This is a genomic window from Phyllobacterium sp. YR531, assembly GCF_000282595.1.
GTDB lineage: Bacteria > Pseudomonadota > Alphaproteobacteria > Rhizobiales > Rhizobiaceae > Phyllobacterium.
Genome location: NZ_AKIZ01000019.1, coordinates 121,544 through 142,667, shown reverse-complemented (window position 1 = coordinate 142,667; position 21,124 = coordinate 121,544). Strand labels below are relative to the sequence as shown.

18 protein-coding genes are annotated in these 21,124 nt (G+C 53.7%); 13 read left to right on the top strand and 5 right to left on the bottom strand.

Features of this window, described 5'->3' with window-relative positions; all coding sequences use genetic code 11:
- The first annotated feature begins 186 nt into the window (after window positions 1–186).
- From ileS to PMI41_RS13070, 3 genes are all read left to right on the top strand, one after another.
- Window positions 187–3,102, top strand: a complete 2,916-nt coding sequence (ileS, locus tag PMI41_RS13080) for an isoleucine--tRNA ligase (protein WP_040854836.1) — start codon at window positions 187–189, stop codon at window positions 3,100–3,102.
- 186 nt (window positions 3,103–3,288) lie between these two features.
- Window positions 3,289–3,969: a hypothetical protein gene (locus PMI41_RS13075; RefSeq protein WP_008125489.1), complete on the top strand. Its 681-nt coding sequence runs from the start codon at window positions 3,289–3,291 to the stop codon at window positions 3,967–3,969.
- Window positions 3,970–4,119: 150 nt separating this feature from the next.
- Window positions 4,120–5,106: a DUF4105 domain-containing protein gene (locus PMI41_RS13070; protein ID WP_008125487.1), complete on the top strand. Its 987-nt coding sequence runs from the start codon at window positions 4,120–4,122 to the stop codon at window positions 5,104–5,106.
- On the opposite strand, the gene PMI41_RS13065 is transcribed toward PMI41_RS13070, so the two are convergent.
- Window positions 5,103–5,534, bottom strand: a complete 432-nt coding sequence (locus PMI41_RS13065; RefSeq protein WP_086003526.1) for a nucleoside deaminase — start codon at window positions 5,532–5,534, stop codon at window positions 5,103–5,105. The genes PMI41_RS13070 and PMI41_RS13065 overlap by 4 nt on opposite strands.
- A gap of 99 nt (window positions 5,535–5,633) precedes the next feature.
- Here PMI41_RS13065 and PMI41_RS24255 point away from each other — a divergent pair, with 99 nt between their 5' ends.
- The 4 genes from PMI41_RS24255 (at window position 5,634) to PMI41_RS13045 (ending at window position 10,871) form a co-directional block, all read left to right on the top strand.
- The gene (locus tag PMI41_RS24255; RefSeq protein ID WP_008125483.1) at window positions 5,634–7,469 is read left to right on the top strand and encodes a pseudouridine synthase; all 1,836 of its coding nucleotides are present in this window, start codon (window positions 5,634–5,636) and stop codon (window positions 7,467–7,469) included.
- Between the two features lie 8 nt (window positions 7,470–7,477).
- Window positions 7,478–8,035: a 16S rRNA (guanine(966)-N(2))-methyltransferase RsmD gene (gene rsmD / locus PMI41_RS13055; protein WP_008125481.1), complete on the top strand. Its 558-nt coding sequence runs from the start codon at window positions 7,478–7,480 to the stop codon at window positions 8,033–8,035.
- A 65-nt stretch (window positions 8,036–8,100) separates the two neighbouring features.
- Window positions 8,101–9,564 carry a pitrilysin family protein gene (locus tag PMI41_RS13050; RefSeq protein ID WP_008125479.1) on the top strand — a complete coding sequence of 488 codons (1,464 nt, stop codon included), beginning with the start codon at window positions 8,101–8,103 and terminating at the stop codon, window positions 9,562–9,564.
- The gene (locus PMI41_RS13045; RefSeq protein WP_008125477.1) at window positions 9,561–10,871 is read left to right on the top strand and encodes a pitrilysin family protein; all 1,311 of its coding nucleotides are present in this window, start codon (window positions 9,561–9,563) and stop codon (window positions 10,869–10,871) included. Before PMI41_RS13050 ends, PMI41_RS13045 begins: the two co-directional genes overlap by 4 nt.
- A 3-nt stretch (window positions 10,872–10,874) precedes the next feature.
- Here the strand turns inward: PMI41_RS13045 and PMI41_RS13040 are convergent, their stop codons facing one another.
- On the bottom strand, window positions 10,875–12,707 hold the full coding sequence (locus PMI41_RS13040; protein ID WP_008125476.1) for a monovalent cation:proton antiporter-2 (CPA2) family protein: 1,833 nt from the start codon (window positions 12,705–12,707) through the stop codon (window positions 10,875–10,877).
- Between the two features lie 144 nt (window positions 12,708–12,851).
- Between PMI41_RS13040 and PMI41_RS13035 the strand changes: the two genes are divergently transcribed.
- Genes PMI41_RS13035 through lpxK form a run of 6 tightly spaced genes read left to right on the top strand, consistent with a single transcriptional unit; the run spans window position 12,852 to window position 18,441 of the window.
- Window positions 12,852–14,195, top strand: a complete 1,344-nt coding sequence (locus tag PMI41_RS13035; protein ID WP_008125474.1) for a TldD/PmbA family protein — start codon at window positions 12,852–12,854, stop codon at window positions 14,193–14,195.
- On the top strand, window positions 14,182–14,994 hold the full coding sequence (locus tag PMI41_RS13030; RefSeq protein WP_008125472.1) for a 3'(2'),5'-bisphosphate nucleotidase CysQ: 813 nt from the start codon (window positions 14,182–14,184) through the stop codon (window positions 14,992–14,994). Before PMI41_RS13035 ends, PMI41_RS13030 begins: the two co-directional genes overlap by 14 nt.
- 46 nt (window positions 14,995–15,040) lie before the next feature.
- Entirely contained in the window at window positions 15,041–15,289 is a 249-nt protein-coding gene (locus PMI41_RS13025; RefSeq protein ID WP_008125469.1) for a DUF4170 domain-containing protein, read from the top strand.
- A gap of 25 nt (window positions 15,290–15,314) precedes the next feature.
- The gene (locus PMI41_RS13020) at window positions 15,315–16,094 is read left to right on the top strand and encodes a lysophospholipid acyltransferase family protein (protein WP_052025892.1); all 780 of its coding nucleotides are present in this window, start codon (window positions 15,315–15,317) and stop codon (window positions 16,092–16,094) included.
- Window positions 16,091–17,413, top strand: coding sequence for a lipid IV(A) 3-deoxy-D-manno-octulosonic acid transferase (gene waaA, locus PMI41_RS13015; RefSeq protein WP_008125464.1), 1,323 nt, complete (start codon window positions 16,091–16,093; stop codon window positions 17,411–17,413). Before PMI41_RS13020 ends, waaA begins: the two co-directional genes overlap by 4 nt.
- A complete protein-coding gene (gene lpxK / locus PMI41_RS13010; RefSeq protein ID WP_008125462.1) occupies window positions 17,410–18,441 on the top strand; it encodes a tetraacyldisaccharide 4'-kinase in 1,032 nt (343 codons plus the stop codon). The genes waaA and lpxK overlap by 4 nt, the downstream gene beginning before the upstream one ends.
- Here the strand turns inward: lpxK and PMI41_RS13005 are convergent.
- From PMI41_RS13005 to mutL, 3 genes are all read right to left on the bottom strand, one after another.
- Window positions 18,436–18,882 (bottom strand): hypothetical protein, encoded by a 447-nt coding sequence (locus PMI41_RS13005; RefSeq protein ID WP_008125460.1) that lies wholly within the window; start codon window positions 18,880–18,882, stop codon window positions 18,436–18,438. The genes lpxK and PMI41_RS13005 overlap by 6 nt on opposite strands.
- Window positions 18,883–18,884: 2 nt before the next feature.
- On the bottom strand, window positions 18,885–19,121 hold the full coding sequence (locus tag PMI41_RS13000; RefSeq protein ID WP_008125459.1) for a DUF2093 domain-containing protein: 237 nt from the start codon (window positions 19,119–19,121) through the stop codon (window positions 18,885–18,887).
- Window positions 19,122–19,189: 68 nt separating this feature from the next.
- Entirely contained in the window at window positions 19,190–21,049 is a 1,860-nt protein-coding gene (gene mutL, locus PMI41_RS12995; RefSeq protein WP_040854827.1) for a DNA mismatch repair endonuclease MutL, read from the bottom strand.
- Between the last annotated feature and the right edge of the window lie 75 nt (window positions 21,050–21,124).

The window sequence follows — 21,124 nt, the reverse complement described above, 5'->3', positions numbered from 1 at the left end:
TGCGGGACTTTTCCCAAGTCCACACCGATTCAGACCATACGAATTACTGGCCCGGCCTTCACCTAATCCTGAAGCTTTATGCTTCGCGGTGTTGAAGGTCCGGGCGGCGCCTTTGCGCTTTATTCTCGATTTCTTCAAATCCTTGCTCGCAGCGATACCGCGCGGGCCCAAGAAAAGCCAAGAACAATGAACGATACGTCCAAGCCGATCGACTATTCGAAAACCCTTTATCTGCCACAGACTGATTTTCCGATGCGTGCTGGCCTGCCAGCCAAGGAGCCGGAATTTGTCCAGCGTTGGCAGGATATGGATCTTTACCGCAAGTTGCGTGAGGATGGTAAGGACCGTCCGCTTTATGTGCTGCATGACGGTCCTCCCTATGCCAATGGCAATATCCATATCGGCCATGCGCTGAACAAGATCCTCAAGGATGTCATCACGCGTTCCTTCCAGATGCGCGGGTATAACTCCAACTACGTTCCAGGGTGGGACTGCCATGGTCTGCCCATCGAATGGAAGATCGAAGAGCAATATCGCGCCAAGGGCAAAGACAAGGATCAGGTGCCGATCAATGAGTTTCGCAAGGAATGCCGTGAATTCGCAGCGAACTGGATCAAGGTTCAATCGGTAGAGTTCAAGCGGCTCGGTATCGAAGGCGATTTTGAGAATCCTTATACGACTATGGCTTTCCACGCCGAAAGCAGGATCGCTGGGGAGCTGCTGAAGTTTGCCATGTCGGATCAGCTCTATCGCGGCTCCAAGCCCGTCATGTGGTCCGTGGTCGAACGCACTGCTTTGGCTGAAGCCGAGGTCGAATATGCGGACGTCGAGAGCGATACAATCTGGGTAAAGTTCCCTGTAACGACAGGCCCAGAAGACCTGCTGTCAGCTTCTGTCGTCATCTGGACGACAACCCCTTGGACCATCCCGGGAAATCGCGCAGTCAATTATTCGCCGCGCGTCGCCTATGGACTCTACAAGGTTGAAACGGCAGAAAATGATTTTGGTCCGCGCCCCGGTGAGCTGTTAATTTTTGCCGATGCCTTGGCTGATGACTCTGCGACAAAAGCAAAACTGACATTCAAGCGCATCAGGACTGTATCTGCTGATGAATTTACGAGTGCCATCCTTGCTCACCCTTTCAAGGGCTATGGCGGGGGTTATGAATTTGTAGTGCCGATGCTTGCCGGCGATCATGTCACTGACGATGCCGGTACAGGTTTCGTGCACACTGCTCCCGGTCACGGCCGTGAGGATTTTGACGCATGGATGGATGCGCGCAGCGATCTTGAAGCCCGCGGCATTTCTCCAGCGATCCCGTTTACTGTTGACGATGCAGGCTATTACACCAAGGATGCTCCGGGTTTTGGCCCTGATCGCGACGGCGGCCCAGCGCGTGTAATCGACGATAATGGCAAGAAGGGCGATGCCAACAAAGCCGTGATCGAAGAGCTGATCAATCGCGGCATGTTGTTTGCCCGTGGCCGCATCAAGCACTCTTATCCGCATTCGTGGCGTTCAAAAAAGCCGGTCATTTTCCGCAACACGCCGCAATGGTTCGTCTATATGGATAAGGACCTCGGTGATCAAACCACATTAAGATCGCGAGCCCTTGCTGCCATCGATGAAACCCGTTTCGTTCCGGCTGGTGGACAAAACCGCCTCCGTGCGATGATCGAGGATCGTCCCGATTGGGTTCTGTCGCGTCAGCGTGCATGGGGCGTACCTATCTGCGTGTTTGCCGATGAAGATGGCAATGTACTCAAGGACGATGCCGTTAACGCACGTATCCTTGAAGCTTTTGAACAAGAAGGCGCCGACGCGTGGTTTGCGGAAGGTGCGCGTGAGCGTTTCCTTGGTGAGAAAGCCAACGAGCCTTGGACGCAGGTGCGCGATATTCTTGATGTCTGGTTTGATTCAGGCTCGACGCATGTTTTTACACTTGAGGATCGTCCTGATCTGAAATGGCCTGCAGATGTTTATCTGGAAGGTTCCGACCAGCATCGTGGCTGGTTCCACTCATCGCTGCTTGAAAGCTGCGGTACACGTGGCCGAGCGCCCTATAACACTCTCGTCACCCATGGCTTCACCATGGATGAAGAGGGACGTAAAATGTCCAAGTCGCTGGGTAACACGGTCACACCTCAAGACGTGATCAAGGATTCCGGCGCGGATATTCTGCGCCTTTGGGTCATGACCACAGATTATTGGGAAGATCAGCGTCTGGGCAAAAACATCATCCAGACAAATATCGATGCCTATCGCAAGCTCCGAAATACTATCCGCTGGATGCTGGGAACTTTGGCGCATGACGAAGGCGACGAAGTTGCCTATGCGGATATGCCGGAACTTGAACAGTTGATGTTGCATCGCTTGGCTGAGCTGGATGAGCTTGTACGATCGGGCTACGATACATTCGAGTTCAAACGCATAACCCGCGCATTGATCGATTTCCTCAATGTGGAATTGTCAGCGTTCTATTTCGACATTCGAAAGGATGCGCTTTATTGCGATGCGCCTTCAAGCATCAAACGGAAAGCGTCACTGCAGGTTGTAAGGCATTTGTTCGATCGCGTTGTTACGTGGTTGGCTCCAATGCTGCCGTTCACAACGGAAGAGGCATGGCTCGATCTGCATAAGGATGCCGTGTCTGTTCACCTTGAACAGTTCAGGGATACGTCGAAAGAATGGAAAAATGATGCACTGGCCGCAAAGTGGCGGAAAGTGCGCGATGTACGCCGCGTCGTCACCGGTGCATTGGAATTGGAACGCGCCAAGAAAACCTTGGGTTCATCGCTTGAAGCTGCCCCACTGGTTTTCATCAACGATCCCGAGTTGCTTGCTGCCGTGAAAGACCTTGATATGGCTGAAATCTGCATCACAAGTGCAATAGCCATTAAAGACGGATCAGCACCGGGAGAAGCATTTGTCGCTGATGATGTCAAAGGCGTTGCTGTCGTGTCGGAACGGGCAACCGGTACAAAGTGCGCTCGCTCATGGCGGTACACCCATGACGTTGGGTCGGATAGTGCTTATCCAGATGTATCGGCACGGGATGCAGCAGCGCTGCATGAATTGGCAAAGCTCGGAAAGCTTGCCTGAATGAAAACTGCGGATTACCCCTTGCGGTAGTCCGCAGTTATTAACAAAAAAGAGCCTCGGCTTGCTTAATGCCATGGGCCTCATGTAAAAGGCTGCCATTGAGTTGCCTGAATTTAGAGGCAGGGCATAGATCAAGCGGATTTTTTGGCGGGCATCAGTGCTCAGGCTTGGGTGGAAGTGGCGAGTATGAATTTGAACGGACGCATTACGGTTCTAAGTGCATTGTTTGCATCACTGGCAATTGCCGGCTGTGCATCATCGCCCACCTATGGCACAGACAAGACGTCAGGCGCGCAATTGCTAGATGACGTATCCAACATCGCGTCTTTCAGTAAAAAGAAGAATACCATCGCCTACAATCCAAGGCCCGAACTTGTGCGGCCGGCTACTGGCGCAGCAGAAGGCTCGCAATTGCCGCAACCGCAGAATAATGCCGTAGCGGAAAATAGTGCAAATTGGCCGGAATCACCGGAGCAGCGTCGCAAGCGAATTCGCGATACTGCAACCGCCAACCAGAACAATCCGAACTTTGTACCGGAAGTCGAAAACGACATTCCTGCGGTCTCCAAATCATCACATTGGGCGGATTATGGCCCCAATAACGACAAAGCACCGCGCGTCGTGCCCGCAGGTGCACCTCAAGCTGCGCAAAGCAGCGAATTCCGTGCGCGTAAGCTTGCGTCAACTGCAGGCTCGCCGACAACACGCAGATATCTGAGCGAGCCGCCACTCGAATATCGCGCTCCAGCACCGACTGCCGCTACCGACGATCTTGGCAAGGATGAAGTCAAGAAGGAACGTGAACGCAAGGCTGCCGCCAAGAAAGAAAAAGGCTTCAGTTTCAAAAACCTGATTCCCTGGAACTGATTTCAAAGATCTTGATCCCTTACTTGTTGTAATGGTTGCACTTTAGAGTGCAATCGACGAAGCTTTGTGCCAAAATTTGGAACAGAAATATCTGAGCTTCGTTGTTCCACTTCAAAGGGTACGTCTTTACGTTAGTCGAGGGTTTTCCAATTGTTCATTTTCAGATTGGCCGGGCGGATTGTCCTCGTCCTCATTTCGATTCTATTCTTTATTTGGGGCGCTTTTGCCCTTTGGTATCAGCTTCCTTTCGGTATTTCAGGCGTAATTGGTTGCCTTGCAGTCTGGACTGCAATTGCCTTCTCCGTATTGTGGCTAGAGGTCAAAGGCAGATCGTTTCGCGCGTTGATTGTGCTCGTACCGGTAATGGCTGGTTTATTTTATTGGTGGGCCACGATTACTCCATCGCTGACCCGCATCTGGGCCGATGATGTTGCACAGACTGTTACTGGCCAACTGAATGGCAATCAGGTTGTGCTATCCAATGTGCGGAATTTCGAGTGGCGGACACGGGAAGACTTTACCCCTCGATGGGAAGTGCGCGCTTACGACATGGAGGACCTCGCGTCAGTCGATGTGTTCCTGTCTTACTGGTCCAATCCAGCGATTGCACACACGCTTGTCAGCTTTGGCTTCAACGATGGTCAGCATGTCGTTTTCTCCGCCGAGATAAGGAAGGAGCGGCACGAAGAGTTTGCGGAGATCGGCGGCTTTTTCAAGGAATTCGAGCTTGGAATGATCGCGGCTGATGAACGGGATATTGTTCGGCTTAGAACCAACATCCGCAAAGAGGATGTATATCGCTATCGTATCAATATGAAACCTGAAATGCGTCAGGCATTGTTCCTGTCATATGTCGATAACGCCAATCATCTGGCTGAAAAAGCCAGCTTCTACAACACGGTGACCGCCAATTGCACTACGGTCATTTTTGATATGATGCGGGCGATCACTCCGGATATTCCTATTGATTATCGTGTTCTTCTTTCCGGTTATCTGCCGGGCTATCTTTACGATCATGGTGCCATCGATAATCAAAAGCCCTTGGAAGAGGTCATAAACGCTGCCCTGATCAACCAACGCGCGTTAAACGCAGATACAGCCTCGGATTTCTCGGTAAGAATACGTAGCGATAATTAGAGTCGCTTGGCCCGGAAAAACTCTTTCAGCAAAGCTTCGGACTCTGCTTCGCCAAAACCCGAATAAACTTCGGGTGCATGGTGACAGGTGGGCTGAGAAAAGAAGCGAGCACCGTTTTCCACACCGCCACCCTTAATGTCTTGGGCACCATAATAGAGACGCCGAATGCGCGCAAAAGAGATTGCGGCAGCGCACATAGTGCAGGGCTCAAGCGTGACGTAGAGGTCGCATCCCGGCAGCCGCTCGTCCGCGAACGTCTGGCAGGCTTCTCGGATAACGAGAATTTCCGCGTGGGCGGTAGGGTCATTAAGCTCCCGTGTTCGGTTGCCCGCGGCCGAAATAATCGCTCCGTCTTTTACCAGAACAGCGCCAATTGGCACTTCGCCCCGCGCCGCCGCTGCATGGGCTTGTGCCAAAGCTATGCTCATCGGATCAATTTTTTGGGTCACAGGCGGCTCATTATCCAGAATTTACTCGCAAGCACACTCCATAGCTGGTAGTGAGCCCTGCTGAAAGGCAAACATTCCATGACAAGTTCAAATGACGACGGCAAGGGCGGCAAACGCCCCTTTGAAAAGCGCAGCTTCGACAAGCGCGGCAATGACGGCCCCAAGGGGCCACGCAAATTTGATGGCGCTGCTCCAGCAAAGCGCTCTTTCGAAGCGCGCAAAGAAGAAGCACAGCCGGAAGAGGGCGAGCGTATAGCCAAACGTCTGGCACGGGCTGGTATTGCTTCCCGCCGCGAAGCCGAAACAATGATTGCGGCTGGCCGGGTCTCCGTCAATGGCAAGCGCCTGACAACACCAGCGATCAACGTGGTACGAAGTGATCGTATCGAGGTTGACGGCAAGCCGTTACCCGAGAAAGAACGTACGCGTCTGTGGCTTTATCATAAGCCAGCTGGCCTTGTGACCACCAATCGCGATCCAGAAGGGCGTCAAACCGTTTTCGAATCCTTGCCGAAGGATATGCCACGCGTTTTGTCTGTTGGCCGCCTTGACATAAACACTGAAGGCCTGCTGCTGCTGACGAATGATGGTGGTCTGTCCCGCGCTTTGGAATTGCCTTCAACCGGTTGGCTGCGCCGTTACCGTGTTCGTGCGCATGGAAGTATCACGCAGGAAAAGCTCGATACATTAAAAGACGGTATTGCTGTCGATGGTGTGTTCTACGGTGCGATCGAGGCACATTTGGAACGCGAGCAGGGCTCGAATGTCTGGATCATGATGGGGTTGCGCGAAGGCAAGAACCGCGAAGTCAAAAACGTTCTCGGTGCATTGGGCCTGTCAGTAAATCGGCTCATTCGAATTTCCTATGGCCCATTCCAGCTGAGTGATTTACCGGAAGGCTCCGTTCGCGAAATGAACGGCCGTACACTGCGCGATCAGCTGGGTGAACGTCTGATTGAAGAATCCGGTGCCGATTTCGATGCTCCGATCATCAATGTATTTTCCAATGAAGCGGTCAAAGGCGAGGCAGTGCAGCAGCCAAGCGAGCGTCCGGCTCCTGCTCAACGCTCGGAGTGGATTTCCAGTGCACCGGTAGAAAAACGGCGCGCGCCCCGCAAATCCAAGGATGAGCAACGCGAAGAAAATCTGTCCCGCTGGACGACTGATCGTACTGATCGCCCGGCTACGCCGCGGACAGGTCGTGATGAACGACCTGTCCGGGCGGGCAGGGATGAACGACCAACTCGTCCAGCACGCGATGGCGACCAGAAGCCTCGCGGGATAAACTCAAAAGCTGACCGGGAACGCAAGGAAGACGAAGCCATGGCTCCCCGCAGTTCGCGTTCTGCGAATGTGTGGATGGCTCCAGGTGCTCGACCCATGGGTAAGGCAAGGGCGAAAGCCGTTGAGGCCCGCGAAGCACGTGGACGGTCTGACAGTGCTGACAGGCCGAAGCGGACATTTAGTGACCGTCCAGCTTCTTCGGATCGTCCGCGCGAAGATCGTGAAAGATCAAGCGGACCTCGTACGCCCGGTGGTTATTCCGGCGACAAGCCACGCAGCTATTCTCCGCGACCACCACGCGAGGGCGGAGATAATGCTGAACGTCCAAAACGTTCATTCGGCTCGGATCGGCCGGAAGGCTCGCGGAACGCGCCGCGCCCGCCGCGGGTTGGCAAGCGTGAGCGTGCGGAGTTGAAGGAGCGTGAAGCCCGCGGTGATGCGCCTGCGCAGAGCGACCGTCCAAATCGTGGCGAACGCCCTTACGGCGCGAGTGGTAAGCCGACGCGCGCGCCGGGCAGGCAAGATGGCCGCAGTAGTGGCGATCGTCCTTATGGGGGTCCGAAAGGTGCACCTCGCAGTGGCCCCTCCGGTGGAAGTAGACCGCCACGTGGCGGCAAGCCTAAAGGCTAAGGTCTCCTATGCGGATTGTAGGCGGAAAATTTCGCGGACGCAGCTTGGCGACGCCAGAAACAAACGCGATCCGGCCGACGACTGACCGGACGCGTGAAAGCCTGTTCAATATACTGGTCCATAATTATCCGGAGAAGTTCGAGTCCACGCGGGTGCTCGACCTGTTTGCCGGTACTGGCGCTTTGGGCCTTGAGGCAATGTCCCGCGGTGCGCGTTACGGAATCTTTATAGAAGAGTCTGCGCAAGGGCGCGGGCTCATACGTACAAACATCGAAGCATTTGGACTTATGGGCGCTACCAAAGTTTTTAGCCGCGATGCGACAAAGCTTGGCGATGCGGGCAATGTTGAACCCTTCGATCTGGTGTTTGCCGACCCGCCCTATGGCAGAGGGTTGGGCGAAATTGCTTTTAAAGCCGCATTGGACGGTGGATGGCTCAAGCCGGATTCACTTCTTATTCTCGAAGAAGAAGCCGAGGCAACTATTGAACTTGATCCCCGTTTTGAAATTGTTGAAGAGCGGCCCTATGGCGGCACCATTATAAGACTTGTCACATTGAAGTCGTAATGACTTGGGAAGTCGTAAGTCCATTATTGCAGCGATGTCTGTAAAACAGAATTGGATTGATTTGAATGCTTCTTGCTAAAGGCCGCACCTTTGCGGCATTTGTCTTGTCCGGCGTACTTGTCGCCTCGATTTCAACATTCCCAGTGCGTGCGGAAACAAAAGTGTCCGCAACCGAGGCGTCGCTCAAGACGGATGTTTCCTCGTTCCATTTGGATAATGGGTTGGAAGTTGTCGTCATTCCCGATCATCGTGCGCCTGTGGTTACGCACATGTTATGGTATCATGTCGGTTCTGCCGATGAAGCGCCGGGTAAATCCGGCATTGCACATTTTTTTGAGCATCTGATGTTCAAAGCAACCAAGACCTATCCGGCAGGTGAATTCTCGCGCAAAGTCGCTGAGATCGGTGGTCAGGAAAACGCATTCACATCCTACGATTACACGGCATTCTACCAGCAACTTGCTCCACAGGCGCTGGAAATGGCAATGACCTACGAAGCGGACCGCATGGAAAACCTCATTCTCAATGATGATGTGGTGAAGACGGAACGTGATGTAGTGCTGGAAGAGCGCCGTTCACGCGTGGACAGTAATCCTTCTTCACTGCTTTCTGAGGAAGTAAATGCCACGCTCTATCAGAACCATCCATATCGCATGCCGGTAATCGGTTGGCTGCACGAGATGGAGCAATTGAACCTGACAGACGCTTTAGCGTTCTATCAAAAATACTACACGCCAAATAATGCAACACTGGTTGTATCGGGTGATGTAGACAGCGCAACGGTCAAAGCTCTGGCAGAAAAGACGTATGGGAAAGTTCCACGCCGTGCCGAACCGGGAAAGCGTGAGCGCCCGCAGGAGCCTGAACAGAACACCAAGCGTACAGTTTCGCTGGCTGATCCCCGTGTTTCTCAACCAAGTTTCCAGAAAATGTGGCTTGCTCCATCCTATACAAACGCAAAGCCGGGCGAAGCTGAAGCACTCGACTTGTTAAGCGAGATTCTTGGTGGTTCGTCGCGCAGTCGTATTTATCAGAATCTGGTTGTCAAGGATGGCTCTGCTGCCAATGCCGGAGCCTATTATCAGGGTGCATCGCTCGATGATGGCAGTTTTGGTGTCTATGGTTCTCCCCGTGGTGATGCAACTTTGAAGGACGTCGAGAATGGTATCGACGCGCAGGTCTCTCGCATCATCAAGGACGGCGTGACTGAGGACGAACTGGAAAAAGCCAGAAATCGCTTCCTGAAAAGCGTTATCTTTGCTCGCGATAGTCAAACCGGCATGGCCCGTATCTATGGGTCGACCCTTTCTACAGGCCAGACGATCAAGGATATTGATGAATGGCCGGATCGGATCAAAGCCGTAAAAGTTCAGGATATTCAGGACGTGGCGAAACGATATCTGGTCGATAGCCGCTCCGTCACAAGTTATCTTATGCCGGAAGCTGGCTCGCCGGATCAAAAATCCGAACAGACTCAAAATACAGGCGAGCCCGATGCCGGAGCGCCAGCGCAGGGAGTTGTCCAATGACTGCATCAATCATGAAGCGGTTAGCCGCAACAATCTTGCTCGTTGTTGTTACCATAGCTCCTGCCTATGCCGTCGAGATCAAAGAGGTTGTCTCTCCGAAGGGAATTCGGGCCTGGCTGGTGCAGGATGACTTCGTTCCGCTCATTTCAATGCGCTTCTCATTCAAGGGTGGCTCATCCCAGGATCCGGCAGGTAAGGACGGGCTTGCAAATCTGATGACAGGCCTTTTCGATGAGGGGGCCGGTGATCTGGACTCAGAGGCCTTTCAACAGCAATTCGATGATGTTGGCGCGGAGATGAGCTTTAGCGCGGATGATGATGCGATATCGGGCACAGTCCGCATGCTTTCTGACAAACGTGACGCTGCTGTCGATCTGCTTGCGCTGGCAGTCAATAAGCCACGCTTCGATCAGGCCCCTATTGATCGCATCCGGCAGCAGGTGGTGGCGGGGATAAAGGCGTCCGAACGTGACCCCAATACCATTGCAGGCCGTAAATTTGCCGAAGCACTTTATGGTGACCACCCCTACGGCCGCCAATCCGAGGGGAAAGTCGAAACTCTGAACAGCATCAAATATGATGACCTTGCTGTTTTCCATAAGAGCAATTTTGCCAAAGATAATCTGATCGTAGGTGTAGTTGGTTCGATCAGCCCGGAGGATCTGGCCACTCTGTTGGACAAGGTTTTCGGTAATCTTCCAGAAAAGGCACAATTGAAAAAGATCAGCGAAGCCAAGCTTGGTTTTGATCAAACCACCCGTGTTGATTATGTTTTACCGCAAACCTCCATTTCCATGGTCTACCCAGGAGTTCGCCGGCAGGATCCGGATTTCTTCCCGGTTTTTATCATGAATCATATTCTTGGCGGCGGTACTTTCTCATCCCGCATTTATAATGAAGTCCGCGAAAAACGGGGCCTTGCCTATTCGGCAGGCTCAACTCTCGCCACCAAGGATCATATGTCCGCACTGATCATATCGACAGCTACACGGGCGGACCGGTCCAATGAGACATTGCAAATCCTCAAGGACGAAGTCGCACGTATGGCCAAGGATGGGCCGACCGAAGATGAGCTTGTTGAGGCTAAAAAGTATCTGGTGGGTTCATACGCCGTAAATAATCTGGACTCTTCCTCAGCCGTTGCCAGCACACTGGTAGGCTTGCAGGATCAAAAGCTTGGTCGTGATTATATCGACAAGCGTGCTGACCTTATCAACTCGGTAACCCTGGAGCAGGTTAAGGCCGCAGCGCAGAAGCTGCTTTTAACCAGCCCTGCGGTGTTGATTGTCGGACCGCCGCAATCTTGAGTATTACTCGGCGGGCGTAGGTACCGGTTTGGCGTCGATCTCTTCGTCCAAAACGGTATCGATGCGCTGCGCTTCCCGGGTCGGTTTGACGAGAGGTTCAGGGGTCACAGGCCTCGTCAGAAGCAGATCATTTCCTGCGGACAGGCCCTCTGCTGCCTGCAGGTGCAGCCGGTCCTCATCCCGTTGACGAATATCTTGCATGATTTCATAGGCAAGTTCTTCCGTTACGCCGAGTTCCTCAAGCGCACGCCTGCCGAACACCAGACCGGACTCAAAGGTTTCACGTAACTCATAGTGCACTCCGCGAGCCCGCAGCTTCAATGTATGCACACGGTCATAGGAGCGAACGAACAACTTGATATCCGGATATTCGGCTTGGATCATTTCAACGATCTGGTTGGTTGTTTCCTTTTTGTGCGTCGTGACTGCCACAATCTTTGCGCGTCTTATACCTGCCGCTTCAAGCACTTCCTTACGCGTACCATCACCAAAATAGATGCGGAATCCGAACTTGCTTGCAGCGCGTATGCGATCGGCTGATGCATCGATGACGGTCACGTCGCTGCCACCAGCCAGAAGTATTTGCGCTGCAATCTGACCATAACGCGAGAAGCCGATCATCATGACATCTGCTCCGGCACCATCAAAGTCTTCGTCAATCTCGTCTTTTTTGTTGTGGTCCACCAGAAAGCGGTTTCCAAGAGCAACCGACAGCGGCATGACTGCCATGGAGAGCGTTGTCACTGCCACGAGTTCGGAGGCGCTCGAATCGGTCATCAGACCCGCTGCCGCTGCTGCTGAAAACAGGACGAACCCGAATTCACCGCCTTGAGGCAAAAAGAACGCGACGCGGATCGCATCATTATGGTTGTTGCGGAACAGCCGAGCCAACACATAGACCACAAAAGCTTTGATTGCCATGAAGGCGGGCACTGCCAAAAGAATGGCCTGCCAATTCTGCAGGATGACATCCAGATCAAGCGAAAGCCCGACGGCCATGAAAAACAGGCCGAGAAATACGCCGCGAAAGGGTTCGATATCAGCTTCCAGCTCGTGCCGGTAGGACGATTCGGCCAGGAGAACCCCGGCGATGAAAGCGCCCATAGCCATTGAGAGACCGGCAAACTGCATCAACGTTGCTGCACCCAAAACCACGAACAGGGCGGCAGCAATCATGACCTCCCGCGCGCCAGTATTGGCGATAAAGCGAAAGAGCGGGTTGAGAAGGTAGCGTCCCACAGCGATGATTGCACCGACACATATGACGGCAATCAGAAACTTGCCCAGCGGATCTGCCTCGCGGGTCGCTGAGCCAGGTGCAAGAACAGGAATCATTGCCAGTAGCGGAACGATCGCCAAATCCTGAAACAGCAGAATTGCAAAAGATGTCTGGCCGTGCGGCATCGTAGTCTCGCCGCGCTCTTCGAGAATTTGCATTGCAAAGGCCGTGGAGGAGAGGGCAAGTCCAAAGCCTGTAATCAGTGCGGCCTGCCAGTTCATCAGAGACAGCGCAAGGATGAGGCCGGTCAACAGGCTACCCGTAATGATCACCTGTGCTGCGCCGAGACCAAAGATCGCATGGCGCAATGTCCAGAGGCGTGATGGCTTGAGTTCAAGACCGATGACAAACAACAGAAAGACAACGCCGAGTTCAGAAAAGTGGAGGACTTGTTCGCCGTCTGTGATGAGATTGGCCAGCGGCCCGATCAATAGCCCGGCGGCGAGATAACCCAGCACTGTTCCCAGCCCGAGACGTTTGAAAAGCGGAGCGGCAATGATCGCTCCTGCGAGGAGTGCAAGTGCCTGAAAGTAGAGGTTGCCGCTCTGTGAAAGCATGTGCTCGTAATCCGGACCTGAAAAAATGTTGCGTGTGTTTGCCTTGATAGACCCTGATTTGCACCATATAGGGTGGAGTACATCATCTGACTTTTGTCAGATAAGTCCTCGCATCCTATCATGCAATCAACCTTAGAGATGAATATGGTCGAGCCGGTAAATTCCCGCGAATTTGTAGACAATGCCACAGCGCTTGTAGAGGCCGCAAGGCGTGCGGGAGCAGATGCAGCAGATGCAGTCGTCATCCGTTCGCGCTCTACCGCTGTCAGCGTGCGTCTGGGAAAAGTAGAGTCGACAGAATCTTCCGAAAGCGATGAGTTTTCACTGCGGGTCTTCGTGGGACGCAAGATCGCAAGTATCTCCGCCAATGCGGGGTCTGATCCCAAAGTCCTGGCCGAGCGTGCCGTTGCAATGGCCAAGGTCTCACCGGACGATGCATATGAAGGGCTGGCGGCAAGGGACCAGCTCGTTCGCAATATTCGCGATCTTCAGCTTTATGATCCAACCAGTGTGGACGCGGCGCAATTGACCGAAGCTGCTCTCGCCGCGGAAGAAGCAGCGTTGGGCGTTGAGGGTGTAACCAATTCCGGGGGTGGCTCTGCTTCCGCCGGAATGGGCGGGCTTGTTCTGGTCACATCTGGTGGCTTTGCCGGCTCTTATAATGGTTCGCGGTTTTCGCGTTCCGTCAGTGCGATTGCCGGAACCGGAACCGGGATGGAGCGCGACTATGATTTTTCTTCGCGTATTTATTTTGATGAGTTGGAAGACGCCGCGTCTATCGGCCGCTCTGCCGGCGAACGGGCGGTAAAGCGGCTGAATGCGCGTCAGGCTCAGACCGGTAAGGTCAATGTGGTTTATGACCCACGCGTTGCCCGCGGCATTGCATCACATCTGGCAAGTGCAATCAATGGTGCATCGGTTGCGCGCAAAACCAGCTTTCTCAAGGACCGGATGGAAACCAAAATTCTTCGCGATACGATCAATGTAACTGATGATCCTTTGCGCGCGCGCGGGTCCGCGTCGAGACCTTTCGACGGAGAAGGCCTCGAGGGCACACCATTGAACATGGTTGAAAACGGCATATTGAAGCATTGGTTCTTGTCCACATCGACAGCCAAAGAGCTTGGTTTGACGACCAATGGACGCGGCACGCGCTCGGGGTCCACGGTCGTGCCTTCTTCGACGAATTTCGCTATCGAACCCGGCGAGAAGACGCCGGAAGAACTTATTCGTGACGTTGGCACGGGTTTTTACGTTACCGAATTGTTCGGGCAGGGTGTAGATATGATAACCGGCGAGTATAGCCGTGGTGCCAGTGGATACTGGATTGAGAATGGAGAATTGGCATTCCCCGTAAGCGAAGTCACCTTGGCGTCGAATCTGAAGGAAATGTTCCTCAATCTTACCGTTGGAAATGACATTGATCGCAATTTCGGCGTGGCAAGCCCCACACTGCTCATTGAAGGCATGACACTTGCCGGCAAGTAAACAAAATCGTGACGATCTTGACCTGATCCTTGAGGCTGCTGCCGGAGCCGGGAAAATCGCGCTGTCCTATTATGGGCAGTCACCACAGATTTGGCTCAAGACAGGCAATTCGCCCGTTACGGAAGCTGATCTTGCAGCGGATAAGTATCTCAAGGACATATTGCTTACCGCGCGCCCGGATTATGGCTGGATATCTGAAGAAACGCTGGACGAGCGGGCGGCTGTTTCTTCAAGGCAGCGCTTTTTCGTTGTTGATCCGATTGATGGGACGCGCGCTTTTATCGAGGGTATCGACGTGTGGTGCGTTAGCGTCGCTGTCATCGAGAATGGTCGCCCGGTTGCAGGTGTACTCGAATGTCCTGCACGCAATGAAACGATAAGTGCATTGCCGGGCGGTGGAGCGGATCAGAACGGCAGCGCAATCCGCGTTCAGGCAGAAAATCGCCCTTTCAAGGTGGCTGCCCCGGGTAATTATCTTAACAAGCTGCCGGAATACTTCCTCGGCTCGATTGAACGTGCCCCACATATTGCTTCCCTGGCATACAGGCTCGCAATGGTCGCCCGTGGTGATCTCGCCGGAACAATCGTGAGGCCGAATTCTCACGATTGGGACCTTGCCGCTGCCGATCTCATTTTGTCGGAAGCTGGTGGCAATGTCTTGACAGCGGAAGGTAAAGCACTCACCTACGGTCTGCGCAATACGCAGACGGGCGACTACCGGCACGGTGCTTTGGTTGCGGCAAGTGGTCTACTAATGGATAACATGCTGAACATTGTAGCGGGCACGGCCTTCGGCTAAATAGTCTAACCTTCCCAATCTTTGACTAAAATCTGGACAAGTAATTATGAGCGAAGAAACATCCGATCCAAAACAACTGCTGCATCTGGTTTTTGGTGGTGAGCTTAAGAAGTTGGGCGGGGTTGAGTTCCGCGATCTCGACAATCTGGATATTGTTGGCATCTATCCAAACTTCGAGACTGCACAGCGCGCCTGGAAATCCAAAGCTCAACAGACGGTAGACAATGCGCATATGCGCTATTTCATTGTCCACATGCACAAGCTGCTCGACCCGGTAACGGGTAAATCAGGTTGATCGTGTGACCCCACAAGACAACGAAATGCCAGTTAGCGAAATCACGGTGACCTCCAAATCTTCCCCTAAGAAGAAAAAGGGACTGCTGAAGCGCTTCTGGCGTTCTGTCCGTGGACCTTTGGCCAATTCGCCGGTCGTGCGCTCGATGATTGTTTGGCTCATCACCCAGTTTTTCCGACTGGTGAATGCTACTAATCCCCGCCTTGCAGGCTCATCCGACGTTGAAGACATGAAGCGTGGCGGCGAGCCGTTCATCGCTGTTGCGTGGCACGGCCAGCATCTGATGGCTCCGTTTTTGATGCCGCGCAATGTTCGTTTTGTTGCAATGTTCTCGCGCAGTAAGGACGCAGAGTTGAATGCTCGCGTTGCCGAGCGTTTTGGTGTTGAGATTATCCGTGGTTCGGGCGGAAGGGATCGCACAAAAGGCACAGAGAAGGGCGGTGCTCGTGCATTGCTTGCCCTAAAAAAGGCGCTGAAGGATGGCAAGACTGCTGCAATGATTGCTGATATTCCCCATGGTACGCCTCGCCAGTCAGGCATAGGTGTTGTTCTGCTTGCAAAATTATCGGGACGTCCGATTCTTCCTATCTGCTACCTGACCTCGCGTCGTAAGGTTCTTGAAAAGAGTTGGGATAAGACAACTATTCCATTGCCATTCGGCAAATCTGGATTGATTGTCGGCGACCCGATTTTTGTACCTCAGGATGCTGATGACGCCATGCTGGAAGCCAAGCGCGTTGAACTTACGGACAGCCTGAATGCGAATACGCTCCGCGTGCACCAGCTTGTGGATGGCGCGGCATGAGCGAGAGGTGGGCTAGGCTAGCACTGGGAACTTACCGGTGGGCAGGTGCTATTATTTTCCCCGTTGTCGGTGCCTATGTTGCTTTCCGTGCCAGCAAAGGCAAGGAAGAGCGTGGCCGCCAGGGCGAACGTTATGGCGTAGCCAGTGTGGCGCGTCCTTCGGGACCATTGGTCTGGGTTCACGCCGCCAGCGTTGGTGAAACCTCGGCTGTGACACCTCTGGTTGAAGCTATCGTCGAAATGGGAATCCATGTGGTCTTGACCACTGGCACAGTGACGTCCGCGAAGATGGTTCAGGATCGTCTTGGAGATCGTGTCATTCACCAGTATGTGCCGCTTGATCTCAAACCGGCAGTCGATCGTTTCCTTGCTCATTGGCAACCGGACCTTGCGGTAATATGCGAGTCGGAGATATGGCCGATGACAATTCTCGAGCTTGGAACCCGCCGGGTGCCGCAGGTTCTGGTGAATGGGCGACTGTCGGATCGCTCCTTTGCTGCGTGGCACAAGCGGGCGTCAATTGCAGAGGCTCTGTTCGAGAATCTCGCGCATGTTGTTGCTCAGTCCGATGTTGACGGCGAGCGTTTTCGTACTCTTGGCGCGCGCCCGGTTACTGTATCGGGCAATCTAAAAGTCGATACCGCTGTTCCGCCTGTAGACAATTCGCAGTTGGCAGAACTTCAGACGATGATCGGGTCGCGTAAGACGTGGGCGGCAATTTCTACGCATCAGGGCGAAGAGGAAATCGTTGCGCAAGTTCACCAAATGCTCAAGGCAAGGCATCGCGATTTGCTGACGATCCTTGTCCCAAGGCATCCTGATCGTGCGTCAGAAGTGGCAACCCAGATCGAAGCCATGGGAATGAAGGTTGCCCTGCGCAGCCGCAATGATACGATTGAGCCGGAAACTGATATTTTTATCGGCGATACCATAGGCGATATGGGGCTTTATCTGAGAATGGCGGAGATTGCGTTTGTTGGCCGTTCACTGACTGCACAAGGCGGTCAGAACCCGCTTGAGCCTGCCATGCTGAAATCCGCGATCCTCTCGGGTCGGAATGTTCAGAATTTCCGCGACTCCTACCAGCGCCTTATTAAGAATGGCGCAGCTAAACTTGTACGCGACAAGGATATGCTGGCCGGGGCGGTGAACTATCTGTTCAACAATCCTGCTGAACGACAGATCATGATCGACGCGGGATTGAAGACTGTCGAGGACATGCGTGGATCACTGTCACGTACCATGACCGCATTGGAACCCTTTCTGCAGCCTCTGGTATTGCAAGCCCGTCTATCCAATCGTGAAAGTACCTGGAAATGACGTCGGAAGCGCCTCCATTCTGGTGGGAAAAGCCGGATTGGCGCGCGCGGGCCCTGAGCCCATTGGCCAGGATATATGGTGCTGTTGCTGGCCGCCGTATCCGGCGGGCTACTCCGCCAACAGTTCCGGTCCCGGTACTGTGTGTTGGTAACTTCACAGTCGGTGGTGCCGGTAAAACCCCAACATCCATTGCGCTTGCCAAGGCAGCGAAGTCTGCCGGTTTGAAGCCCGGCATCGTTTCGCGTGGCTATGGCGGTGCGTTCTCCGGTTTGCATAAAGTTGACCCTGAGCACGATAGCGCTCGTCATGTTGGCGATGAACCTATCCTGTTGGCACGTCACGCACAGGTTGTCGTTTGTGCTGACCGCGTTGCCGGTGCGTCAGCTCTGATCGAGGGCGGGTGTGATTTCATCATCATGGACGATGGTTTCCAAAGCGCCCGGTTGCATTTCGATTATGCACTTATGGTCGTGGATGCGGGCAGGGGCATAGGCAACGGCAAAGTTCTTCCTGCCGGGCCTTTGCGTGCACCCTTGACTGACCAACTGGTTCGGACCGACGCGCTGCTCAAGATTGGCACTGCTAGTGGCGCGGACCAAGTCGTTCGCAGTGCGGCAAGGGCGGCAAAACCAATTTACGAAGCTGTACTGCGACCGGTTGGGGTTGAGCACATTTCGCAGCAGCGTTTCTTGGCTTTTGCCGGCATTGGCGATCCGTCAAAGTTCTTTACAACCTTGAATGAGGAAAGACTTGAGATTGTCCAAACAAAGCCGTTTCCGGATCACCATCCTTTTACGGATGAAGAGGCAGCAGACTTAATCAAGGATGCTGCCGAGAACCACCTTACTTTGATTACGACTGCAAAGGATCATGTGCGATTGCTTGACGGCAGCCCTACTGCCAGAAAGCTCGCTGAACAGACGCTCGTTCTGGAGGTGGATCTGATTTTCAACCATCCACAAACGGCACAGAACATTATCCGGGATACGCGCGAGCGTGCAAAGGCTCGAGCCCTCAAAACTCTATAGGTAATTGCGGCTTTTCACCCGTGGCGGCGCTTCTCTTACGGGTATGTCGAGATTGCGTCCGGTCGTCTGGCTGTATTGCCGATCATTGGTGAATGTCACCCTGCCATACTGGCGCATTTCCACTGCAAGCGAAATTCGCGGTGCTGCATGGCTTGCCGGAATCTCGATCTCATAGGCGACTGGGAAATAACCATTGCGATTGAGCGTAAAGCTGGTCGCGCCGATTTTGGGCATGGAACCCGTTGCGCCATTGGTGGCATCATATGCAGTTATAAATACAACCGTGCTGGCAGTAAGCCGGGCATAGGGTGGCCCTTGCAAATAACCGCGAATAGTTTTTGTCGGCCCGCTATAGGCTGGAGCCGGAGTGTTGGTCGCGCAACCGCTGATAGCAAGGCCAAAACCTACAATGGAAAGCAGCAGCGTACGACGGTTCTGCATGTTCAACCTTTGCTCCGCTGCCGCAAATCGGGATTTTCCTGAAGTTCGCGATTGAACGATGTACGGGCATCGACATAAGGCTCCTGCCGGGCGACGCTCCAATATCTTAGTTCATCGATAGCAATCTTTTCTGCGGTAACTGCACACAGCACATAGGCACCCGGCGACAAAACCTGAAAGTCGCCATCAAGGTAGCGAATCTTGGCTTCTCGCGAGCCGGGGCCTTCAAATCGGTTCATTACATCTGTTCCAGTTTATCAGTAGCCGCTATTTACGGCCTTACGACTTTCGCGGTCAAGCTCTGGCTCTAACGCCTGCCAAACAGCCGCTCGATGTCTGTCAGCTTCAATTCTATATAGGTCGGGCGTCCGTGATTGCACGTACCTGATCCCGGCGTCGCTTCCATTTGCCGAAGCAATGCGTTCATCTCATCAGGCTTAAGCCGCCTTCCGGACCTGACCGAACCATGGCAAGCCATGGTCGCTGCTACATGATCAAGAATGGCTTTCAATCCGTCCGAAGTGTCATGCTCGGCAATCTCATCTGCAAGGTCGCGAACCAGCTGTTGCGTATCAATCTCGCCCAGCATGGATGGCGTTTCCCGCACGGCAACTGCTCCCGGGCCGAACGCCTCTATCCCTAGTCCAAACCGTTGGAGTGTTTCGGCATGGGCGACGAGCCGCCCTACATCATCTTCAGGAAGATCAACAATTTCCGGGATCAGCAGCATTTGCGCGGGTAAGGGGCGTGAATGAAGTGCGTTCTTCAACGCTTCATAAACGAGACGTTCATGCGCGGCATGCTGGTCGACAATGACAAGGCTGTCATCAGTCTGGGCGACTATATAATTTGCATGGACTTGCGCGCGGGCGGCACCAAGCGGCATGGCAAGCAGTTCCGGCGGTGCAGCAATCGTGCTGGCCCGCGCATCAGCGCTTAACGCATTAGCACCGTCATAAAGAAATTCCTGCACAGCCTCGGCGAGCCCATGCCCATCATTGGCTGCGACAGGTGTCTGCTCGAAGGGTCGAAACGGCGATTGCTGAGCCGAATAGTTCTGATTACTGGAATAGGTGTTCCCATTACCCCATGACTGCGCTGCAAGGCGAGGTTCTGCGCCACCGAGGCGAAACGAGTGCAGCATTCCTTCGGCGCCTGTCGTTGCTGCACGAATTCCAGATTGTCCGAGAGCCTCGCGAATTGCTCCGACAATCAAGCCGCGCACAAGGCCAGGATCGCGAAAGCGCACATCTGCTTTTGCCGGATGAACGTTCACGTCAACGAGTTCGGGATCAAGATTAAGAAACAACACGACGACCGGATGGCGGTCGCGCGACATGACATCTGCATAGGCCCCACGAGTAGCGCCCCAAATCTGTTTATCGCGCACCGGCCGCCCATTCACATAGGCAAATTGGTGCAGGCTGTTGGCGCGATTGAAAGCAGGAATGCCCGCAAAGCCAGTCAACCTTACTCCATCGCGCATGGCATCTATGGCAATGGCATTCTCTGGAAAGTCTTTGCCGAGAACCTGCGAGATACGTTCCAGCATACCAGCAGAACCAATACCGGTGGCCGCCATTTCCAGCGGAGAACGGTCGCTGCCTGTAATGGAGAAGCGGATATGCGGGAAGGCTATCGCAACACGCCGAACGACGTCGCTGATCGCAGTCGCTTCAGCGCGGTCCGTTTTCATGAATTTCAGGCGTGCTGGCGTTGAAAAGAAAAGATCACGCACTTCGGCAATCGTTCCGCCATTCATGCCTGTGGGGCGTGGCCCATCCATTCGCCCGCCATTGACGGCAATCTCAAATCCGGAATCAGCATCTGCCACGCGTGATTTCAAGGAAAGCCGCGAGATAGACCCGATAGATGGCAGCGCTTCACCGCGAAAACCAAGAGCTCTGATGTCGTGCACATTGTCGGTCAATTTGGACGTGCAATGCCGTGACACGGCCAACGCAAGCTCATCCGAAGGAATGCCCGAACCATTGTCGGTTATGCGGATGAGGTTCTTTCCACCACCGGCAGTGACGATATCGATACGCGTGGCACCGGCGTCGATGGCATTTTCAACCAACTCTTTCACAACGCTGGCAGGCCGTTCGATAACTTCGCCCGCCGCGATCTGGTTTATGATGGTTTCGGTGAGATGTTTGATTGCCATTGCCCAGATATAGTGGATTCGGCTGAGTACTGAAACGTGCAAATCATGCGTGCTGCTCATCATCCAAGCAAATAT

Bases quoted from the DNA above. Each gene is read 5' to 3' on its own strand.
- ileS (WP_040854836.1), top strand. From the start codon at position 187: ATGAACGATACGTCCAAGCCGATCGACTATTCGAAAACCCTTTATCTG.
- PMI41_RS13075 (WP_008125489.1), top strand. From the start codon at position 3,289: ATGAATTTGAACGGACGCATTACGGTTCTAAGTGCATTGTTTGCATCA.
- PMI41_RS13065 (WP_086003526.1), bottom strand. From the start codon at position 5,534: ATGAGCATAGCTTTGGCACAAGCCCATGCAGCGGCGGCGCGGGGCGAA.
- PMI41_RS24255 (WP_008125483.1), top strand. From the start codon at position 5,634: ATGACAAGTTCAAATGACGACGGCAAGGGCGGCAAACGCCCCTTTGAA.
- rsmD (WP_008125481.1), top strand. From the start codon at position 7,478: ATGCGGATTGTAGGCGGAAAATTTCGCGGACGCAGCTTGGCGACGCCA.
- PMI41_RS13050 (WP_008125479.1), top strand. From the start codon at position 8,101: ATGCTTCTTGCTAAAGGCCGCACCTTTGCGGCATTTGTCTTGTCCGGC.
- PMI41_RS13045 (WP_008125477.1), top strand. From the start codon at position 9,561: ATGACTGCATCAATCATGAAGCGGTTAGCCGCAACAATCTTGCTCGTT.
- PMI41_RS13040 (WP_008125476.1), bottom strand. From the start codon at position 12,707: ATGCTTTCACAGAGCGGCAACCTCTACTTTCAGGCACTTGCACTCCTC.
- PMI41_RS13035 (WP_008125474.1), top strand. From the start codon at position 12,852: ATGGTCGAGCCGGTAAATTCCCGCGAATTTGTAGACAATGCCACAGCG.
- PMI41_RS13025 (WP_008125469.1), top strand. From the start codon at position 15,041: ATGAGCGAAGAAACATCCGATCCAAAACAACTGCTGCATCTGGTTTTT.
- PMI41_RS13020 (WP_052025892.1), top strand. From the start codon at position 15,315: ATGCCAGTTAGCGAAATCACGGTGACCTCCAAATCTTCCCCTAAGAAG.
- waaA (WP_008125464.1), top strand. From the start codon at position 16,091: ATGAGCGAGAGGTGGGCTAGGCTAGCACTGGGAACTTACCGGTGGGCA.
- lpxK (WP_008125462.1), top strand. From the start codon at position 17,410: ATGACGTCGGAAGCGCCTCCATTCTGGTGGGAAAAGCCGGATTGGCGC.
- PMI41_RS13005 (WP_008125460.1), bottom strand. From the start codon at position 18,882: ATGCAGAACCGTCGTACGCTGCTGCTTTCCATTGTAGGTTTTGGCCTT.
- PMI41_RS13000 (WP_008125459.1), bottom strand. From the start codon at position 19,121: ATGAACCGATTTGAAGGCCCCGGCTCGCGAGAAGCCAAGATTCGCTAC.
- mutL (WP_040854827.1), bottom strand. From the start codon at position 21,049: ATGGCAATCAAACATCTCACCGAAACCATCATAAACCAGATCGCGGCG.